This is a genomic window from Actinacidiphila acidipaludis (genome assembly GCF_019890725.1).
GTDB classification, from domain to species: Bacteria; Actinomycetota; Actinomycetes; order Streptomycetales; family Streptomycetaceae; genus Actinacidiphila; species Actinacidiphila acidipaludis.
On record NZ_JAINZZ010000053.1, the window covers coordinates 39,397 to 54,103 of the forward strand.

15 protein-coding genes and 2 pseudogenes are annotated in these 14,707 nt (G+C 69.7%); 9 read left to right on the forward strand and 8 right to left on the reverse strand.

The features are described from left to right. Positions 1–136 precede the first annotated feature (136 nt). From K7862_RS29210 to K7862_RS29225, 4 genes are read right to left on the reverse strand one after another with little or no spacing between them, the layout of a single operon-like run. Entirely contained in the window at positions 137–808 is a 672-nt protein-coding gene (locus tag K7862_RS29210; protein WP_222967707.1) for an urease accessory protein UreF, read from the reverse strand. 11 nt (positions 809–819) lie between these two features. Then, complete coding sequence (locus K7862_RS29215) at positions 820–2,541, reverse strand: urease subunit alpha (RefSeq protein WP_222967709.1); 1,722 nt, start codon at positions 2,539–2,541, stop codon at positions 820–822. After that, positions 2,534–2,845 (reverse strand): urease subunit beta, encoded by a 312-nt coding sequence (locus K7862_RS29220; RefSeq protein ID WP_222967711.1) that lies wholly within the window; start codon positions 2,843–2,845, stop codon positions 2,534–2,536. Before K7862_RS29220 ends, K7862_RS29215 begins: the two co-directional genes overlap by 8 nt. Before the next feature lie 8 nt (positions 2,846–2,853). Beyond that, on the reverse strand, positions 2,854–3,156 hold the full coding sequence (locus tag K7862_RS29225; RefSeq protein WP_222967713.1) for an urease subunit gamma: 303 nt from the start codon (positions 3,154–3,156) through the stop codon (positions 2,854–2,856). Positions 3,157–3,454: 298 nt separating this feature from the next. On the opposite strand from K7862_RS29225, the gene K7862_RS29230 reads away from it, so the two are divergent. Further along, positions 3,455–4,291 (forward strand): S53 family peptidase, encoded by an 837-nt coding sequence (locus tag K7862_RS29230; protein WP_222967714.1) that lies wholly within the window; start codon positions 3,455–3,457, stop codon positions 4,289–4,291. A gap of 289 nt (positions 4,292–4,580) precedes the next feature. Here K7862_RS29230 and K7862_RS29235 read toward each other — a convergent pair whose 3' ends face one another. Next, positions 4,581–5,402 carry an alpha/beta fold hydrolase gene (locus K7862_RS29235; RefSeq protein WP_222967715.1) on the reverse strand — a complete coding sequence of 274 codons (822 nt, stop codon included), beginning with the start codon at positions 5,400–5,402 and terminating at the stop codon, positions 4,581–4,583. 771 nt (positions 5,403–6,173) lie between these two features. Here K7862_RS29235 and K7862_RS29240 point away from each other — a divergent pair. The 5 genes and pseudogenes from K7862_RS29240 to K7862_RS29260 all read left to right on the forward strand — a co-directional run. Continuing rightward, positions 6,174–6,779 (forward strand): AAA family ATPase, encoded by a 606-nt coding sequence (locus tag K7862_RS29240; protein ID WP_222967716.1) that lies wholly within the window; start codon positions 6,174–6,176, stop codon positions 6,777–6,779. Then, positions 6,736–7,383, forward strand: a complete 648-nt coding sequence (locus K7862_RS29245) for an AAA family ATPase (protein ID WP_222967717.1) — start codon at positions 6,736–6,738, stop codon at positions 7,381–7,383. Before K7862_RS29240 ends, K7862_RS29245 begins: the two co-directional genes overlap by 44 nt. Positions 7,384–7,531: 148 nt before the next feature. Continuing rightward, positions 7,532–7,978, forward strand: a complete 447-nt coding sequence (locus tag K7862_RS29250) for a DUF4276 family protein (protein ID WP_222967718.1) — start codon at positions 7,532–7,534, stop codon at positions 7,976–7,978. Positions 7,979–8,046: 68 nt separating this feature from the next. Continuing rightward, positions 8,047–8,461 (forward strand): annotated as a pseudogene (locus K7862_RS29255) (transposase); the annotation flags it as partial. Positions 8,462–8,529: 68 nt separating this feature from the next. Beyond that, positions 8,530–8,715 (forward strand): annotated as a pseudogene (locus K7862_RS29260) (IS630 family transposase); the annotation flags it as partial. A 118-nt stretch (positions 8,716–8,833) separates the two neighbouring features. Here the strand turns inward: K7862_RS29260 and K7862_RS29265 are convergent. Next, positions 8,834–9,340, reverse strand: a complete 507-nt coding sequence (locus K7862_RS29265; protein ID WP_222967721.1) for a hypothetical protein — start codon at positions 9,338–9,340, stop codon at positions 8,834–8,836. Between the two features lie 914 nt (positions 9,341–10,254). On the opposite strand from K7862_RS29265, the gene K7862_RS29270 reads away from it, so the two are divergent. Continuing rightward, entirely contained in the window at positions 10,255–10,611 is a 357-nt protein-coding gene (locus K7862_RS29270; protein ID WP_222967731.1) for a TraR/DksA family transcriptional regulator, read from the forward strand. Positions 10,612–11,013: 402 nt separating this feature from the next. Beyond that, positions 11,014–11,325 (forward strand): hypothetical protein, encoded by a 312-nt coding sequence (locus tag K7862_RS29275; RefSeq protein WP_262413993.1) that lies wholly within the window; start codon positions 11,014–11,016, stop codon positions 11,323–11,325. A 508-nt stretch (positions 11,326–11,833) separates the two neighbouring features. Here the strand turns inward: K7862_RS29275 and K7862_RS37915 are convergent. Together K7862_RS37915 and K7862_RS38335 are read right to left on the reverse strand one after the other, a co-directional pair. After that, the gene (locus tag K7862_RS37915) at positions 11,834–12,112 is read right to left on the reverse strand and encodes a hypothetical protein (RefSeq protein WP_262413994.1); all 279 of its coding nucleotides are present in this window, start codon (positions 12,110–12,112) and stop codon (positions 11,834–11,836) included. Positions 12,113–12,709: 597 nt separating this feature from the next. Then, complete coding sequence (locus tag K7862_RS38335; protein WP_308012248.1) at positions 12,710–13,882, reverse strand: TIGR03086 family metal-binding protein; 1,173 nt, start codon at positions 13,880–13,882, stop codon at positions 12,710–12,712. A 54-nt stretch (positions 13,883–13,936) separates the two neighbouring features. Between K7862_RS38335 and K7862_RS29295 the strand changes: the two genes are divergently transcribed. Further along, a complete protein-coding gene (locus K7862_RS29295; RefSeq protein ID WP_222967723.1) occupies positions 13,937–14,380 on the forward strand; it encodes a MarR family winged helix-turn-helix transcriptional regulator in 444 nt (147 codons plus the stop codon). Positions 14,381–14,707: the final 327 nt, after the last annotated feature.

Here is a 14,707-nt window from a genome sequence, read left to right on the forward strand (position 1 = left end):
TCCTGGAGAGGGGGCGGGTGGTCACGTGATGGAGGGCCGAAGGCGCGGACGGGCCGGGATGCGTTGCTGCGCCTCCCCGGCGGCTCAAGAGCCGAGCGGCGCGAGGACGGTTCATGACGAAGCGCCGTCCGGGCGGTTATGAGGTGAACAGCCGCGTCGGCCACGCCGCATGGCGCTCCGCGGACACGTCGAGCAGCGGCGCCGAAGCGGCCGGGAGGGCTCCCGTGCCCTCGGTGCGGGCTCGGTGCGCGGCAGCGGTGGCGGCGTCGGCCACCGCGTCGACCTCAGGTGCCAGCCGGGCGAGGACGGCGGCGGCCTGGAAGGGGTCGAGGCCGAGCAGCCGCACCGTGGCGGTCGCCGGTGAACCTGCCGACTCGTACGCGGCTGCGCGTGCGGCGTCGAGCGGCGTGAGGCCGGCCGCTCGGGCCGTGGCGCCCAGGACGACAGGCTGGTGCGCGCCGCGCGGGCGGTCGGCGGCCAGTTGGTCGAGGACGGCGGCGGGCCAGGCGGCGCGGGCGGCCCGCAGCAGTTGGCGGCCGAGGCGCCGGGAGACCGTACGCAGCGCCGGGGAGGGTGTGCGGGCGTCCGCGGCATCGTCGAGCGCCAGGAGGTCGGCGCCGGCCGCGGCCGCGGCGGCGAGCGCGGCCGCGACCAGTCCTGTGGTGTGCAGCCGGCCGCGGCAGAACTCGGCGAGGGTGGCCGCACCGGTGATCCTGCCCTCGGCGACGGCGGCCTCGGCGCCCCCGGAGTGCGCGTGCCCGCCCGCCGGGAACCTGCCGTCGGTGAGCAGGAGAAGTGCCGCACTCATCCCCGGTCCCTTCAGAAGAGGAAGTACCGCTGCGCCATGGGCAGTTCGGCAGCGGGGGCGGGCTCCACCACGTCGCCGTCGATGCGCACGGTGAAGGAGTCGGGGTCGACCTCGACATGCGGCAGGGCATCGTTCTCACGCATGTCCGCCTTGGTCACCGCGCGGGTGCTGCGGATGGCGGCGAACGGTTTGGACACGCCGAGGCGTTCGGGCAGCCCGGAGTCGAGGGCCGCCTGCGTCACGAAGTTCACCGAGTTCCGGCTCGGCGCTGCCCCCACCGCGCCGAACATCGGCCGGGGCAGGACGGGTTGCGGGGTGGGAACGGACGCGTTCGCGTCGCCCATCTGCGCGTACGCGATCTGACCCCCCTTGATCACCAGGTGCGGCTTCACGCCGAAGAACGCCGGCTCCCACAGGACCAGGTCGGCCAGCTTGCCCGCCTCGACCGAGCCGATCTCACCGTCCATGCCCTGGGCCGCGGCCGGGTTGATGGTGTACTTCGCGACGTACCGGCGTGCCCTGCGGTTGTCGGCCCGCCCGTCCCCCGGCAGGGTGCCGCGCCGCTGCTTCATCACATGCGCGGTCTGCCAGGTGCGCAGGGCGATCTCGCCGATCCTGCCCATGGCCTGGGAGTCGGAGCTGACGATGCTGATCGCGCCGAGGTCGTGCAGTACGTCCTCGGCAGCGATCGTCGAGGGCCTGATCCGCGACTCCGCGAACGCCAGGTCCTCCGGTACGGACGGGTTGAGGTGGTGGCAGACCATCAGCATGTCGAGGTGCTCGTCGACGGTGTTGAGGGTGTGCGGCCGGGTCGGGTTCGTCGACGACGGAAGGACGTGCGCCCGGCCGACGACGGTGATGATGTCGGGGGCGTGGCCGCCGCCCGCGCCCTCGGTGTGGTAGGCGTGGACGCCCCGTCCGGCGATGGCCGCGAGGGTGTCCTCGACGAACCCGGCCTCATTGAGTGTGTCCGTGTGCAGGGCCAGTTGGGCTCCGCTCACCTCGCAGACCCGCAGGCACGCGTCGATCGCGGCAGGGGTGGCCCCCCAGTCCTCGTGAATCTTGAAGCCGACCGCCCCGGCAGCCAACTGACTGTGCAGCGCCTCTGCGTTGACGGTGCTGCCCTTGCCGAGGAGGCCGATGTTGACCGGGTACGCCTCCAGGGCGCCGAACATCGCGGCCAGGTGCCAGGCACCCGGGGTGACGGTGGTCGCCTTGGTGCCCTCGGCGGGCCCGGTGCCGCCGCCGACGAGCGTGGTGACGCCGGCGGTCAGGGCCTGGTGGACCAGACCGGGCGTGATGAAGTGGACGTGCGCGTCCACGGTTCCGGCGGTCAGGATCCGGCCGTTGCCCGCGATGATCTCCGTCTCCGGGCCGATCACCAGGTCGGGGTGCACGGCGTCCATGGTGTCGGGGTTGCCGGCCTTGCCGAGCGCGGTGATCCTGCCGTCGCGAATGCCGACGTCGGCCTTGACCACACCCCAGTGGTCGAGCACGACGGCGCCCGTGACGACGGTGTCGGGGGCGCCCTCCGCGCGGGACGTGCGGCCCTGGCCCATCGACTCGCGGATGACCTTGCCGCCGCCGAACACGGCCTCGTCACCGGCTGACCCGGGTCCTCCGGCGAGGTCGCGCTCGATCTCGATCAGCAGGTCGGTGTCGGCCAGCCGGATCCGGTCACCGGTCGTGGGACCGTACAGCGCGGCGTAGTCGGCGCGGGTGAGTTCAGGCATCCAGCGCACCGCCGATCCGCCCGCACAGACCCGCCACCACGCGTAGTCCCGCCAGCGGGACGAGTTCGACGTCCATCGGAATGCCGGGTTCGAAGCGCACCGCGGTTCCGGCGGGGATGCCGAGCCGCCGCCCGCGGGCGGCGTCCCGGTCGAACTCCAGGCCGGGGTTGCACTCCGCGAAGTGGTAGTGCGAGCCGACCTGCACCGCGCGGTCGGCCACGTTGAGCACGGTCACCCGGCAGACCGGGCGGCCGCCGTTGATGAGCACGGGCGTCTCGCCGTACAGGATCTCGCCGGGGATCACGACGCCCCTCAGACGATCGGCTCGTGCACGGTCACCAGTTTGGTGCCGTCGGGAAAGGTGGCCTCGACCTGCACGTGATGCAGCATCTCGGGGATGCCGTCCATGACGTCGGCACGGCTGAGCACGGTGCGTCCGGACGCCATCAGCTCGGCGACGGACCGGCCGTCGCGGGCCCCTTCCAGGACGTGTGCCGTGATCAGGGCGATCGCCTCGGGGTGGTTGAGCCGCAGTCCGCGGGCCCGGCGACGCCCGGCCACGTCGGCCGCGACATGGACGAGCAGTCGTTCCTGCTCATGGGGGGTCAACTGCACAGCCGCACCTCGCCGTCGTCGGATCCAGCGACCGTAGAGCCGGTGTGGTTCCGGCGGATTACCGTGACGTGTCCGGGCTGTTACGCACCGTCAGCAGACGACGCGCGGCTACACCCCGCAGCAGATCAAGGCGCGGCTCGGCCTCACCGGTGACGGCAGCGGCCAGACGGTCGCGATCGTCGACGCTTACGACTACCCGAACGCCGCGTCCGACCTGAACCACTTCGCCGACCACTTCGGCCTGCCGCAGACCTGCGACAGCGTCCCGGCCGGCACGGACTGCTTCGACTTCCAGCAGGTGTACGCCGACGGGAATCGGCCGCCGGCCAACCCGGGCTGGGAGGAAGAGGAGGCGCTCGACATCGAGTGGGCGCACGCCGTCGCCCCGCACGCGAAGATCGTGCTGGTCGAGGCCGCGGACGCCTCCGCCGCCGGCCTGTACCAGGCCGTCGACAAGGCCGCCGCGCTGCACCCGGCCGTGGTCAGCAACAGCTGGGGCATGCCGGAGTTCTCCGAGGAGTCGTTCTACGACGGCCAGTGCAAGCTCACCGACGCGGTGTGCACGCAGTCGACCGGCGACGCGGGCTACCCGGCCGGGTACTCCAGCACCAACCCCAACGCCCTGGCCATCGGCGGCACCAGCCTGCAACTGGACGCCGGCGGAGCCACCTTGGGCGAGACGGCATGGTCCTCGACCGGCGGCGGCCTGAGCTACTTCGAGAAGCGCCCGGCCTACCAGGACGGCGTGCAGAACTCGGCGTTCCGGGCCACCCCGGACGTCAGCTTCGTCGCCGATCCGAACACCGGGGTCGCCGTCTACACCACCGCGACCGGGCGCGCCCTGTGGCTGGAGGTCGGCGGCACCAGCCTCTCGGCCCCCGTGTGGGGCGCCCTGCTGACCGACGCCGACCAGTTGCGGGCGACCGCGGGCAAGCCGCACCTGTCGGTGGCGGGCCCGAACGGCGATACCGCCCACGGCGACGTCTACGCCCTGGGCGGCAAGCTCAACGACGTCACCTCCGGCTCCAACGGAGCGTGCGGCGCCGAGTGCACCGCGGGTCCCGGCTACGACACCGTCACCGGCCTCGGCTCCCCGCTGGCCGGCGTCGACACCGCCCTGGCCGCCATGAAGTGACGGCTCGCTAAGGGTGATGCAGGTGATCCGGCTCCGGCCGGATCACCCCGCGGGGTGAGGCGCCCGGAGGGGGGCGCCTCACCCCGCCAGGAGCCGGTCCAGCCACCGGGGCCGGCCCCGTGGCGTTGCCGGCCCGCGGCACAGCCGCTTCCGGTCGCGCCGTGGGCACGACGATCACCCAGGCCGGCGAGATCTCCCGCGCGCGAGCCGGCAGACCCCGGAGAGGCGACGGTCCCTGCGTTGCTCCGACGGACCCGGCCCACTTGCGACCCGCTCGGCGCCCCATGGCTCAGCCTGATGCGAAACCGGCTGTCAGGCAGGCCAGCAGTCGGCCGGGCGCGTCTTCCTGCAGGAGATGACCGGCGCCGTCGATCCAGTGCAGCTCCGCGTGCGGAACGCGCTCGTGCAGCCACTCCGCGTACTTCGGGGGGAGGATATGGTCCTCGCGGCCCCAGACGAGCCGCACCGGAATCGAGACACCGTCCAGCAGGTGCTCGTACGCGGCCGTGTCCGCCTGCCTGATCTGGCCGTACTGGCGGTAGAACGCCGCCTGACCCTCCTCCCCCCGCCACGGTGCGAGGAAGGCGTCGAGGATCCCCGGCCGGAATCCGGTGTGGGTGGCGTGCCGCAGGTGGGCGGCGACCAGAGCTTCGTGCGCGTAGCCCGGGAGCTTGCGGAAGACCTCCTCGTGCTCGAGGAAGAGCTGGAAGAGCCCTCGCTCCCACTCGCCCCCGCTCACCGCGTCGAAGAGGGTCAGGTCCCGGTAGCTCCGCTCCTCCAGCAGCAGCGTCCGCAGCGCTACCGCCCCGCCGATGTCGTGAGCCACGACGCTGGGCCGCGACAGCCCCCAGTGGTCGAGAAGCCGGGCGAAGTTCCTGGACTGAGCGGCCAGGCTCAGGTCCTGGCCCTTGCGCTGCTCCGACTGCCCGAAACCGAGATGGTCGAAGAAGAAGACCTTGCGGGTGCGGGCGAGCGCGGGGGCGATGTCCCGCCAGAGGAAGGAGGAGTACGGCGTGCCGTGAACCAGGACGAGTGGCTCTCCGCTCCCTTGGGTCCCCCACCGCACCACCCCTCCGGGTGTCTCGAATCCTTCGTTCAGTGACCAGTCCACCGCTTCTCTCCTCTTTCGCCTCGAGAGCACCGCCTTCCACACGGAACCGGCTTTGATGCCTCCCCGGCCGGGTTCGGCCGCTGCTGGCCGACACGCTCGTTCCCGGCGGGAAGCAAAGAGGGGGCCATGAGACGTCGCGCGCCCGTCCGGCCTACTCGGCGAGGCGCGTCAGTCCGGGTACGGCGTGTGCCTGAGCGAGGGTGGGCTTCGTCCGCGGCTGCATGTCTCAGGACCAGGCCCAGCGTCCGCTTCACAGTGCAGGAAGGCAGGATGCTGCACTTATGCAGCGCTTGGGAGACTCGCAGCTCAGCACCGTCGATCAACCGGGTGGTCTGAAGCTCCTGTCGTCCGCAGTCCGATGAGGGCCGCCCGCGCCAAAGCCCTGCTGTCGCCATCATCGGCGGCGCGTTCGTACCAGACCAGCGCCTCGTTCAAGCGTCCAGCCTTCGCCACCCGCTCGGCCCCGCCGCAGATCCTGTTAGGAAAGACGTCCAGTACGCGGAGGAGTGGCAGCTGAAAAGGTTCTGACTGCCCTCGGTAGTGTGGCGGGCTCGGGCCAACCGGATCATGGGCTGCACCAGCAGCAGTCCAACGTCACGCGGCGGCGCGCGCCGCTGGTGAAGGATGGTGCGGGTAGAGCAATGACGGACGAAGGAGTGGGGAGAACGTGAACAGCAGCGCACCCGCCATGGTGCTGGAGCGGCTGACTCTCGGTCGTGCGCGGGGTCGCCGTGCCGCACGCGCGGTCTCCTGCGGATGTGGTGTGCAGCCATGCTCGTGAAGCGCATCCGCATCGAGAACTTCCGGTCGATCGCCGCATGCGACGTCCGGCTCGGGCCGCTAACAGTGCTTGCCGGGCCGAACGCTGCCGGCAAATCCAATTTCCTGGACGCCCTGCGCTTCGTCCGGGACATCCTGCGCTCATCGCCGGGGCATGCCCTGGAACCCCGCGGCGGCCTGGAGGAGGTTCTCCATCGCTCACCCACTGGCAGGCAGGCCGACTTCTTCCGCATCCACCTAGAGATGACCGTTGGCGCGCCCGCACCGGACAATGACCGGACCATGCTCGATGCTTCCTACCTGGTGGAAGTGGGCGCCGACCCCCAGGAGGACGGCAGGCCCGGAATCCGGCGGGAAGAGTTGTCGTTTCCCCGAACGCCCGTCCATGTCTCCCTACCGCGCGGTCCTGAACGGCAGCTCCGGTCTGAGGAATGGCGGGAGAACCTGATCCTGTCCAAGGTCTCCGGCAGGCAGCATCGTGAAGCCTCCCTGGTAGCCCGCAACCTGCACTCCATGCGCTTTTACGAAGCTCCATACCCCAGTGCTGCGGGACGTGGACCAGACACCGCGCCGACGCGGCGATGTCGTGCTCGGTGAAAGGGGCGAGCACCTGGCACGGGTGTTGAACCTCCTGGCCCGGGACACGCCCTGGGCCAAGGAGACCATCGACGGCTACCTCTCCACCATGATCGACAACGCGGCAGGGCTGGACGGCAAGGAGTTCGACGAGGCCGACCTCGCCTACCTCGTCGGCCGTTTCCTCGAGGACGGCAGCCACAAAGAGGTCGACCGCCGGTCGCTGTCCGACGGCACCCTGCGCCTAACCGGTGTCCTTGCCGCGCTCTTCCAGCCCCGCGCGCTGAACGGGTCAATTCCCTTCGTCGGGATCGAGGAACCCGAGATCTCCCTGCACCCGCCGATGCTCGGAGCCCTCTACGACGCCCTGGTGGCAGCCTCACACAACACGCAGGTAATGGTCACCACACAGAGCGCCGACCTGCTGGACAACCCCGAGGCAGATCCTTCACACCTGCTGGTCGCCCGCGACGACGGCCACGGCAGCACGATCGGCCCGATCGACGGGAGCGGCCGCCGACTGCTGACCGACGGCGTACTGACCCTGCCCGAGCTCCTGCGCAGCGGAGAGATGCGCCCGCGGGCCATTCTGCCGGGCAATGCGCAGGAAGGTGGCCGGTGGTGAACAACCCCCACCCGGTGATCGCCTCCATCGTGGAGGGCCACGGGGAAGAGAAGGCCCTCCTCGGCCTGCTGCACCGCCTCGTCCCCCACCTCCGAGAAGGCGCCTACGCCCATATATCCCGCCCCCCTACCGTCTCCCGCGTGACCGCATGCTCAAGCCCGAACCGCTTGCCCAAGCCGTCACCATCGTCACCGCCCGCAAGCCTGAGCCCACCGGCGTTCTCGTCCTGCTCGACGAGGACGACGACTGCGCCGTCGAACTAGCCGCCCACGTACACGACCTCGCCCAGAACAGCCATGCTCACATCCCCCTGACCGCGGTGGTGGCCGTCCGGGAGTTCGAAGCCTGGTTCCTGGCCGGAGCCGCCGGACTGGCCGGTCACATGGGGCTGCCCCACAACCTCACCCCTCCACACCACCCGGAGTCCATCCGCGGCGCCAAAGAATGGCTCTCCGAGCGCATGCCCGCGGGTAGCACCTACCGCCCTCCCGCCCACCAGCCGTCCTTCGTCCAGCACTTCGACCTGGACGCAGCCCGCCGTGCCGCACCGTCCTTCGACAAGTTCTGCCGTGAAGTGCTGCGTTTCCTCGACTGAAATGCCCCCGGCCCGCCCGCCCCGGCACCTCGATCGGGACTGTAAGACGAGGGCTCTGTTCCGTAGTCGGTGGTGACCTGGTCATCGGCATCTCAGCGGCAAACGCTCACGACAGCCACGGTCTGAAGCCCATGGTGGCAGGTCACCTAACAGACACGACCCCCAGCGCGGCCGCCACTTCAAGCCCCAGCGCCTCCGCGCCGACAACGCCTACGACGTGGCCCACCTGCGGAAATGGTTACGCGGCAATCGCATCGGCGTATGGATCGCCCGCAAAGGCATCGAGTCCAGCGAACGACTCGGCCGCCGACGCTGGGTCATCGAACGAACGATGTCGTGGCTGACCGGCTGCCGCCGGCTGAACCACCGCCGCGAACGCCTCCCCGCAACTACCCGGCCTTCCTCGGCCTCGCCGCCGCCCTCTGCTGCTGCAAACGGCTCGTCCCCTCACCACATAGGACGCGGTCTTGGCCTCGCCATTAGGCTGGTATTGCTGGCGGCGCTCGTCCATCCGGTATGCATAGGGCGGCGGGTTGACCGACGCCGGCAGGGTGTTGCAACTGCCCACCTACGCTGCTGACCTCAATCCAACCGAAGGCATCTGGTCACTGTTCAAGCGCGACATCAGCAACCTCGCCGTCACCGACGTCGCCCAGATCACCACCGCCGTCAAACGCCGACTCAAGGAGATCCAGTACCAACCACGCCTGGTCGACGGCTGTTTTGGGAGCACCTGACCGCGGTGGTGCGCTACCAACGAGTCGAAGCTCCAGTTGCCGCGAGTGACCTTCCCAAGTCGCCTGCGCCAACCGGAGCGTCGATGTGCCGTCAGTTTACCGCCTACCGCACGATAGGTCAGTTGTCGATGTACACGCGGGGGCTCTGCGCATTGCCGTAGTAGGCGTAGTTGCCGTTGATAGTGGCCCAGAAGCCGATTTGGAGAACAAAGATGCCCGGGCCGGCACCATCCGTGTTCCCCTTGTGTTGCCAGTTGCTGAGCTCGTCGCCAGGGGCCGACTCGCTGATCCCGTCGGAGGTGGTCCAGCCACTGCAGCCGTAGTCTTGCTCCAGGCTGGTGGAGCCGTGCGCATCCACCCGCAGCAGCTGTGCGCAGTAGTCCGCGTTCACTCTGTTGGGGTTCTCTGCCTCCAGAAGGCCGTAAACGGACTCATAGCCGTCGCCGTAGAGGCAGGGGTTGAGCTGGAGTCCGCCGGGCTCATTTGCCCACCCAGCATTGGAGCTACGGCAACCACCGCCCCTGGTGCTGGCGGAGGCGTTTGTGGCCCCAACCCCGCTGATGGCGCAAGTCCCCAGCAGCGAGGCCGCCAACGTCAGACTGCTAAGGGTGCGCGTGTTGCGCATTTTTCTTCCCCCTGTATTGTTCGGTTTTGTTCGAACTGGGTGCCAGTAGGTCCGGCGCGTGGCGGCCCGGGCAATGCCGCCGAGCGTTCATACGAAACGGCACGCTTTATAAAGCTTGTGCCGCTTCCAGACTCAATAATTCGCCACCTGCTAGAGCGTCACGGCTCAGAGCGCCTTCCGGCGCAGCGCGTCAGTCCTGGAAGGGGGTATATTAAATCCGGTCGGGACAGGGACCCCACGGTCATATGTTGATCGCCGCCCCGGCGCCTCGGCGTCCCTGCAAGCTCCCGGAACAGACACAGTCTCTTGGTTTCCGTGAAGGCAGCGCTGACATGCCGTTCCCTTCATGGTTCAGCGACGAGATGACCCCGTGGGAACGCTACGGACTCGGGTCCTTGGACCGTCCTAGATTCGTCCTAGTGCCAGGTCAGCCCAGCCATGGGCGTTGGTCGCGACGCGGGTGGAAGGCAACGACGCCTTGTACGAGGCGGTACCTCGTGAGGACTTCGTCCCGGACCAGGTCGGGCGGCCCGAACGGGCAAGACCGGCTGCTACCCGCTGCTGGAACGCGCTCTGGAGCCGGACGGATGGTTGAGGGCCGTTCGGAGGCAGCCGCCGTGTCCGGGACTGGACAGCCGTCGTGCCGCGCGGAAATCCCGGCCTCCGGGCGGCCACCGTCGCGTCCGCGGCGATACACGACATGACCGGTCGCGCCCCGGCGAAGACGGCCGCGAAAAAGACCACGGCGTCGAAGAAGACGGCGGAAAAGGCCCCGGGGAAGCGGGTCGGCGGCAGCAAACGCGCCGGCTGACCCGCACCCGGGGGGCCGAGCTGCGGCTACGCACCGGGACGGCGGGCTGACCGGCCCGTCGGACGCCGCCAGTATTCTGGACGTAGTGAACGATTCTCCTGGTATGCCCGAGTACGCGTCCCCGGCCGGGCGGCTGGCGGCGGAACGCGCTGACGCCCTTGCCCGGATCACCGGTCTGAGCAGCGACTTCGACCAGATCGTCGCGGCGAACGCCCTGGTGGCGGTGGACGACGAACACGACCCCGAGGGGTCGAGCACCGCCTTCGAGCGGGCCCACGTCGCCGCCCTGCTCGCCCAGGCCCGGCAGCGGCTGGCCGAGGTGGACCGCGCCCTCGAACGCCTTGCCGCCGGCGACTACGGCCGCTGCGATACCTGCGGCCGGCCCATAGCCGACGCCCGCCTGGAGGTCCGCCCCGCCGCGGCCACCTGCGTGATGTGCGCGGAGGCCCGTCCCCGCTGAGACGGCTCCTTCCGCAGCGGACGTCGCAGCGGAATACCACTGGGTCCACCCTTCGCCGCAGCAGGTTCGGCACGCCCCCTGTCCTCGCCGTCGCCAGGCGGCTGGCTCCCACGGCGCGCCTGAAGGGGGGCGCTCTCCGTCTCGCCGCACGGAAACCACCTCGGACCAGGCAGAGAGCACCTCCAGGAAGTGGGCCGTAGACGGGGCCGCCGACGGCCGGAGGGCGCAGCGGCCGGCCGCTCAGCCCGGGCGGCTTTGCCGCCGGGGACGGCAGGGAGCAGCGCCGCACCGTGGCGGTACCGAACTGCGGATGCCCGAGCACCGGAGAGGAAGGCCTATGAGCGTGGACGTCCGGATCGACCCGGGCCGGATCGCCCGGCTGCCGCGCGCCCGCGGGGCCCCGTGGATCGCGAGCACCGGGAGCGCACCGAACGCGTCGAGGCCATCGCGAAGGCCGAGGCACCGGGCAGCATGCCGGACTTCATCACCTACCGGATCGAGGAGGGACCGCGCGGCTTGCAAGGCGTCGCCGTGTGCACCCACCCCGCCGTGCGGTTCGCCCTCGACGGCACCCGCTCCCACACCATCGTGCCCCGCCGCGCGAAGGCCCTGCGGTTCGACATCGGCGGCCGGATCGTGTTCGCCCGGGTGGTGCGCCATCCGGGCACCCGACCGAAAAATTTCGATGCGAGGGCACTACCCAGAGGCCGGTAGCGGCCGACAGGTCAGCCGGCGCGATGCCGCAGCCTATTACCGAGATTCGCGTCAATCCAGAAATAGGCATGCCGCAAACCGGGAATTCGCTTGATCCCATCAATGAACCGCTGTGTCTTGCTGGGATGTACGGTGGTCGCTGTAAGGCGGTGATCTTTGTTCGGCACTATCACTCCTGGCGCGATATGCGTGTGCGGCCTGCCTCCATGGTGGCTGGAGGCAGGCCGCACGTCTACGAGTTACGCGTGGACGTCGGCGTTGGGCGTGGTTTTGAAGCCAGACGACCATGCCACGTTCACGTACGTCTCGCTGCTGAAGGTCACGGGGCCCACGTTCTCACTGCCCCAGGCTACATAGCCGTCACCGCCGGGCGCGGTCTCGCAGCCTGGGAAAACGGCCACGTCCCAGACGCCAGGGTTGGCAATGGTGACATTGTAGCGGAAAGTCGCCGTCACGTCACAGACGGTTCCGACGTACTGGCGCGTCTTCGACGTCCAAGAGTCGAGTTTCAACCCTTGCCAACCAGGTACTGGCAGGTGTCGCCGGTGCACTTCGTAGCGTTGCTCGGCTGGACCTCAGTGCCGTGATGAATGGTCGGGGTCAGCTTCACCACGTGCACTTTCGTGCCTGCCGGCGCATCGGCCGTCGCATGTTCGACGTCGGCAAGCGCCCTTGCTGAAAGCGCCTGAGCGTTGACCACGGTCACGCGTGCGCTCGCCCCGGTGCTGGCGTGTGCGGAAGTGGCAAGGCTGATGGACACCAGTGCCGCAATCAATGCTGCAGCCACCGACAACACTCTTGGCCTCAATAAGGCCATTTCCCCTCCTTGGTAAAAAAATGAATCGGGCCTTCCGTTTTCCGGTGGAAGGGCCAGGTAGGAGCATGCAGGAACGGCGCCCACGTCTCAAGGGTCTTTATTTGGACATGTCGGCTCCTTTCGGCCAGTGTGACTTGCCGCGTTACTGAAAGCGGAATTGATCGTCTCGAATTTTGTCTCGCATTGACCTGGATCAGGAGTCGAAGCAGCGCCGATGAGGACCCAAGCGGACTTAGCCCGCCGCGGCCGAACCCGGCGGGGGCGCCTGTGGTCGCGTCAGATCTACTGCGAGGAACCCGGCGCTCGCCTGCACATCATCCAACCGCGCCGCACGAAGGCCCTGCGGTTTGACGCCGGCGGCCGGATCGGCTTCGCGAAGATCGTGCACCACCCCGGCACCGAACGAACAACTTCCTCGCCCGGGCGGTTCATGCTGTGTCAGGAACGGCCCACCTGGCCACTCCCGAACGCTGGCAAGAGCTCGTCCAGAGTGCCTTGCAGAACGGCGACACGGTCACGCTGCCCATCCCCGGGTCGCGCCACCGGCTGACGCGGCCGGCGCAAGGGTCATCGCCGCCCGGCGAGTTCGCGCGCGAGGATCCCGTAGACGTATTCGCTGCTCCAGTCCGTCCCGTCGTGGTCGTTCTCGACGAGGTGGGCCTCGCGGCGCATTCCCAGGCGCTCGCACACCCGGGTCGAGGCGTCGTTTCGCGTGTCGAGGCGCGCGAAGAGGCGGTGAGCGCCGAGTGTGCGGAACGCTGCCGCGGCGACCGCGGAGGCGGCTTCGGTGGCGTATCCCTTGCCGCCGTGCCGGGGATGGAAGACCCAGCCGATCTCCACCTGGCGGGCGCGGGGGTCGTCGAGTTTGAGGACGATCTCACCGATGGGTTCGGGGGATCGGGCACGGCGGACGGCCAGCACCAGCCGGTCGCCGGCCTGCGTCCAGGGACTGCCGTGCGCGACTTCGTCGATGACCTGGGCACTGCGTTCCCGGGTGTGCGGCGGACGGTAGAGGTAGCGGGCGACTTCGGGCAGGCGTTGGTAGGCGTACATCGCGTCGACGTCGCCGGGTGTGAACAGGTCGATGCGCAGGCGGTCGGTGCGCAGCGGCCACACGACGGGCGGCGCGGGCTCGGGCCAGGCGGGATGGCGTCCGAGGAGGCGGAGGATCTCGTTCAGCGGTGTGCCGTGCGGGTCCGCCTGTGCGCAGGGCAGGCGGGGGGCGAAGGCGGAGGCGGGGGCGCTGCGGGCAGGGCCGTCGGGGACGGCCCGGGCCACGGCGAGCGCGGCGTCCAGGAGCCGAGGGCCCAGTTCCACCGGGACTTCCAGGCTCCGGGCCACGTCCCAGGCGTGCACCACGTTGTCCAGGAGGTGGAAGCCGACAGCGAGGTGGCCGGGGAAGGTCCGTTCGGGGTGGATCTCCGGAAGAAGGAAGGACCGTTCGAGGACGCCGGGTTCGGCGAAGGCGGTCAGAACCTGCCCGGCGGCGGCCCGGCACGCGGCGGCAGGGTCCGGCTCCTCGGGCCGGGGCTGCCATACCTGTTGGCCGCCCCCGCCCTTCGCGGCCGCCGCGAACCCCCGGTGCTGCGCGGCCATGTGCGACAGCAGGTCGCGCAGTGTCCACCCGGCACACGGAGTCGGCCGGCCGAGGTCGGCCGCGTTCATGTGCGCCATCACGTTCACGCCGGCGCGCACCGCCTCGGCGTCGAGTGCGAGAAGGTCCCCGATATTCGTAGGCATGCGCTTACGATCTCTCTGTGCCTATCATCTGTCAACGGTGACTATCATGCGGTCATGACGGACGACGACCGCAGCCGCGACCTCGCCGCGATGCTCCATCCGCTGCTCGACTCCCTCCTCAGCGCGGAACAGCCGATCCTGGCCGCACACGGCCTGTCCATGTGGGGCTACGCGGTACTCGGCGCGCTCGGCGCCGGACCGGTGCGCACGCAGGCCGCGCTCAGCGAGGCCATCGGCGCGGACAAGACCCGCATCATCACCACCCTCGACAGGCTTCAGGCGGCCGGCCTCATCTCCCGGTCACCGGACCCGGCCGACCGCCGCGTCCGACTCCTGTCGATCACCGAACGGGGCCGTGACGTCCTCCGCTCGGTGCGCACACAGATCCGCGCGGCCGAGGATCACCTGCTCACCGCCCTCCCACCCGCCGACCGCCGCACCTTCCGGCGCGCCCTGAACACCCTGACCAGCAGCAAGAGCCCCAAGCACGGTCCGTGAGCGATACCCAAAGGCGACGAGGGCGGCTACGCGCAGAGACTCCTCGACGGCGCCGCTGGGTAGGGCCGTAGGAGTGTCTGCGCGAGTTTCGTGAGCTGGTCGTCCCGGGGGTGGGGTGTGGCGCGGCGTCGGTCGGTGGCGGAGGCGTTGGCGGAGGCGCTGCGGTTGCGGCAGGAGGCCAAGCTGGCAGGCGGGTGCGGCCGCGCAGCCTCAGCGTGCGAAGGGTTCCCCAGTCCCGCCGCTGACCAGGCACGGCTGGCGGCACAGGGAGAGAAGTCCCTCGAATGCCAGGAAGCAGAGCGCGCCAAGGCTCAACCGAGTTCAGTG

Coding starts and splice junctions, on each gene's coding strand:
- K7862_RS29210 (WP_222967707.1), bottom strand. CDS start 808: ATGAGTGCGGCACTTCTCCTGCTCACCGACGGCAGGTTCCCGGCGGGC.
- K7862_RS29215 (WP_222967709.1), bottom strand. CDS start 2,541: ATGCCTGAACTCACCCGCGCCGACTACGCCGCGCTGTACGGTCCCACG.
- K7862_RS29240 (WP_222967716.1), top strand. CDS start 6,174: ATGCTCGTGAAGCGCATCCGCATCGAGAACTTCCGGTCGATCGCCGCA.
- K7862_RS29250 (WP_222967718.1), top strand. CDS start 7,532: ATGCTCAAGCCCGAACCGCTTGCCCAAGCCGTCACCATCGTCACCGCC.
- K7862_RS29265 (WP_222967721.1), bottom strand. CDS start 9,340: ATGCGCAACACGCGCACCCTTAGCAGTCTGACGTTGGCGGCCTCGCTG.
- K7862_RS29270 (WP_222967731.1), top strand. CDS start 10,255: ATGCCCGAGTACGCGTCCCCGGCCGGGCGGCTGGCGGCGGAACGCGCT.
- K7862_RS38335 (WP_308012248.1), bottom strand. CDS start 13,882: ATGCCTACGAATATCGGGGACCTTCTCGCACTCGACGCCGAGGCGGTG.
- K7862_RS29295 (WP_222967723.1), top strand. CDS start 13,937: ATGACGGACGACGACCGCAGCCGCGACCTCGCCGCGATGCTCCATCCG.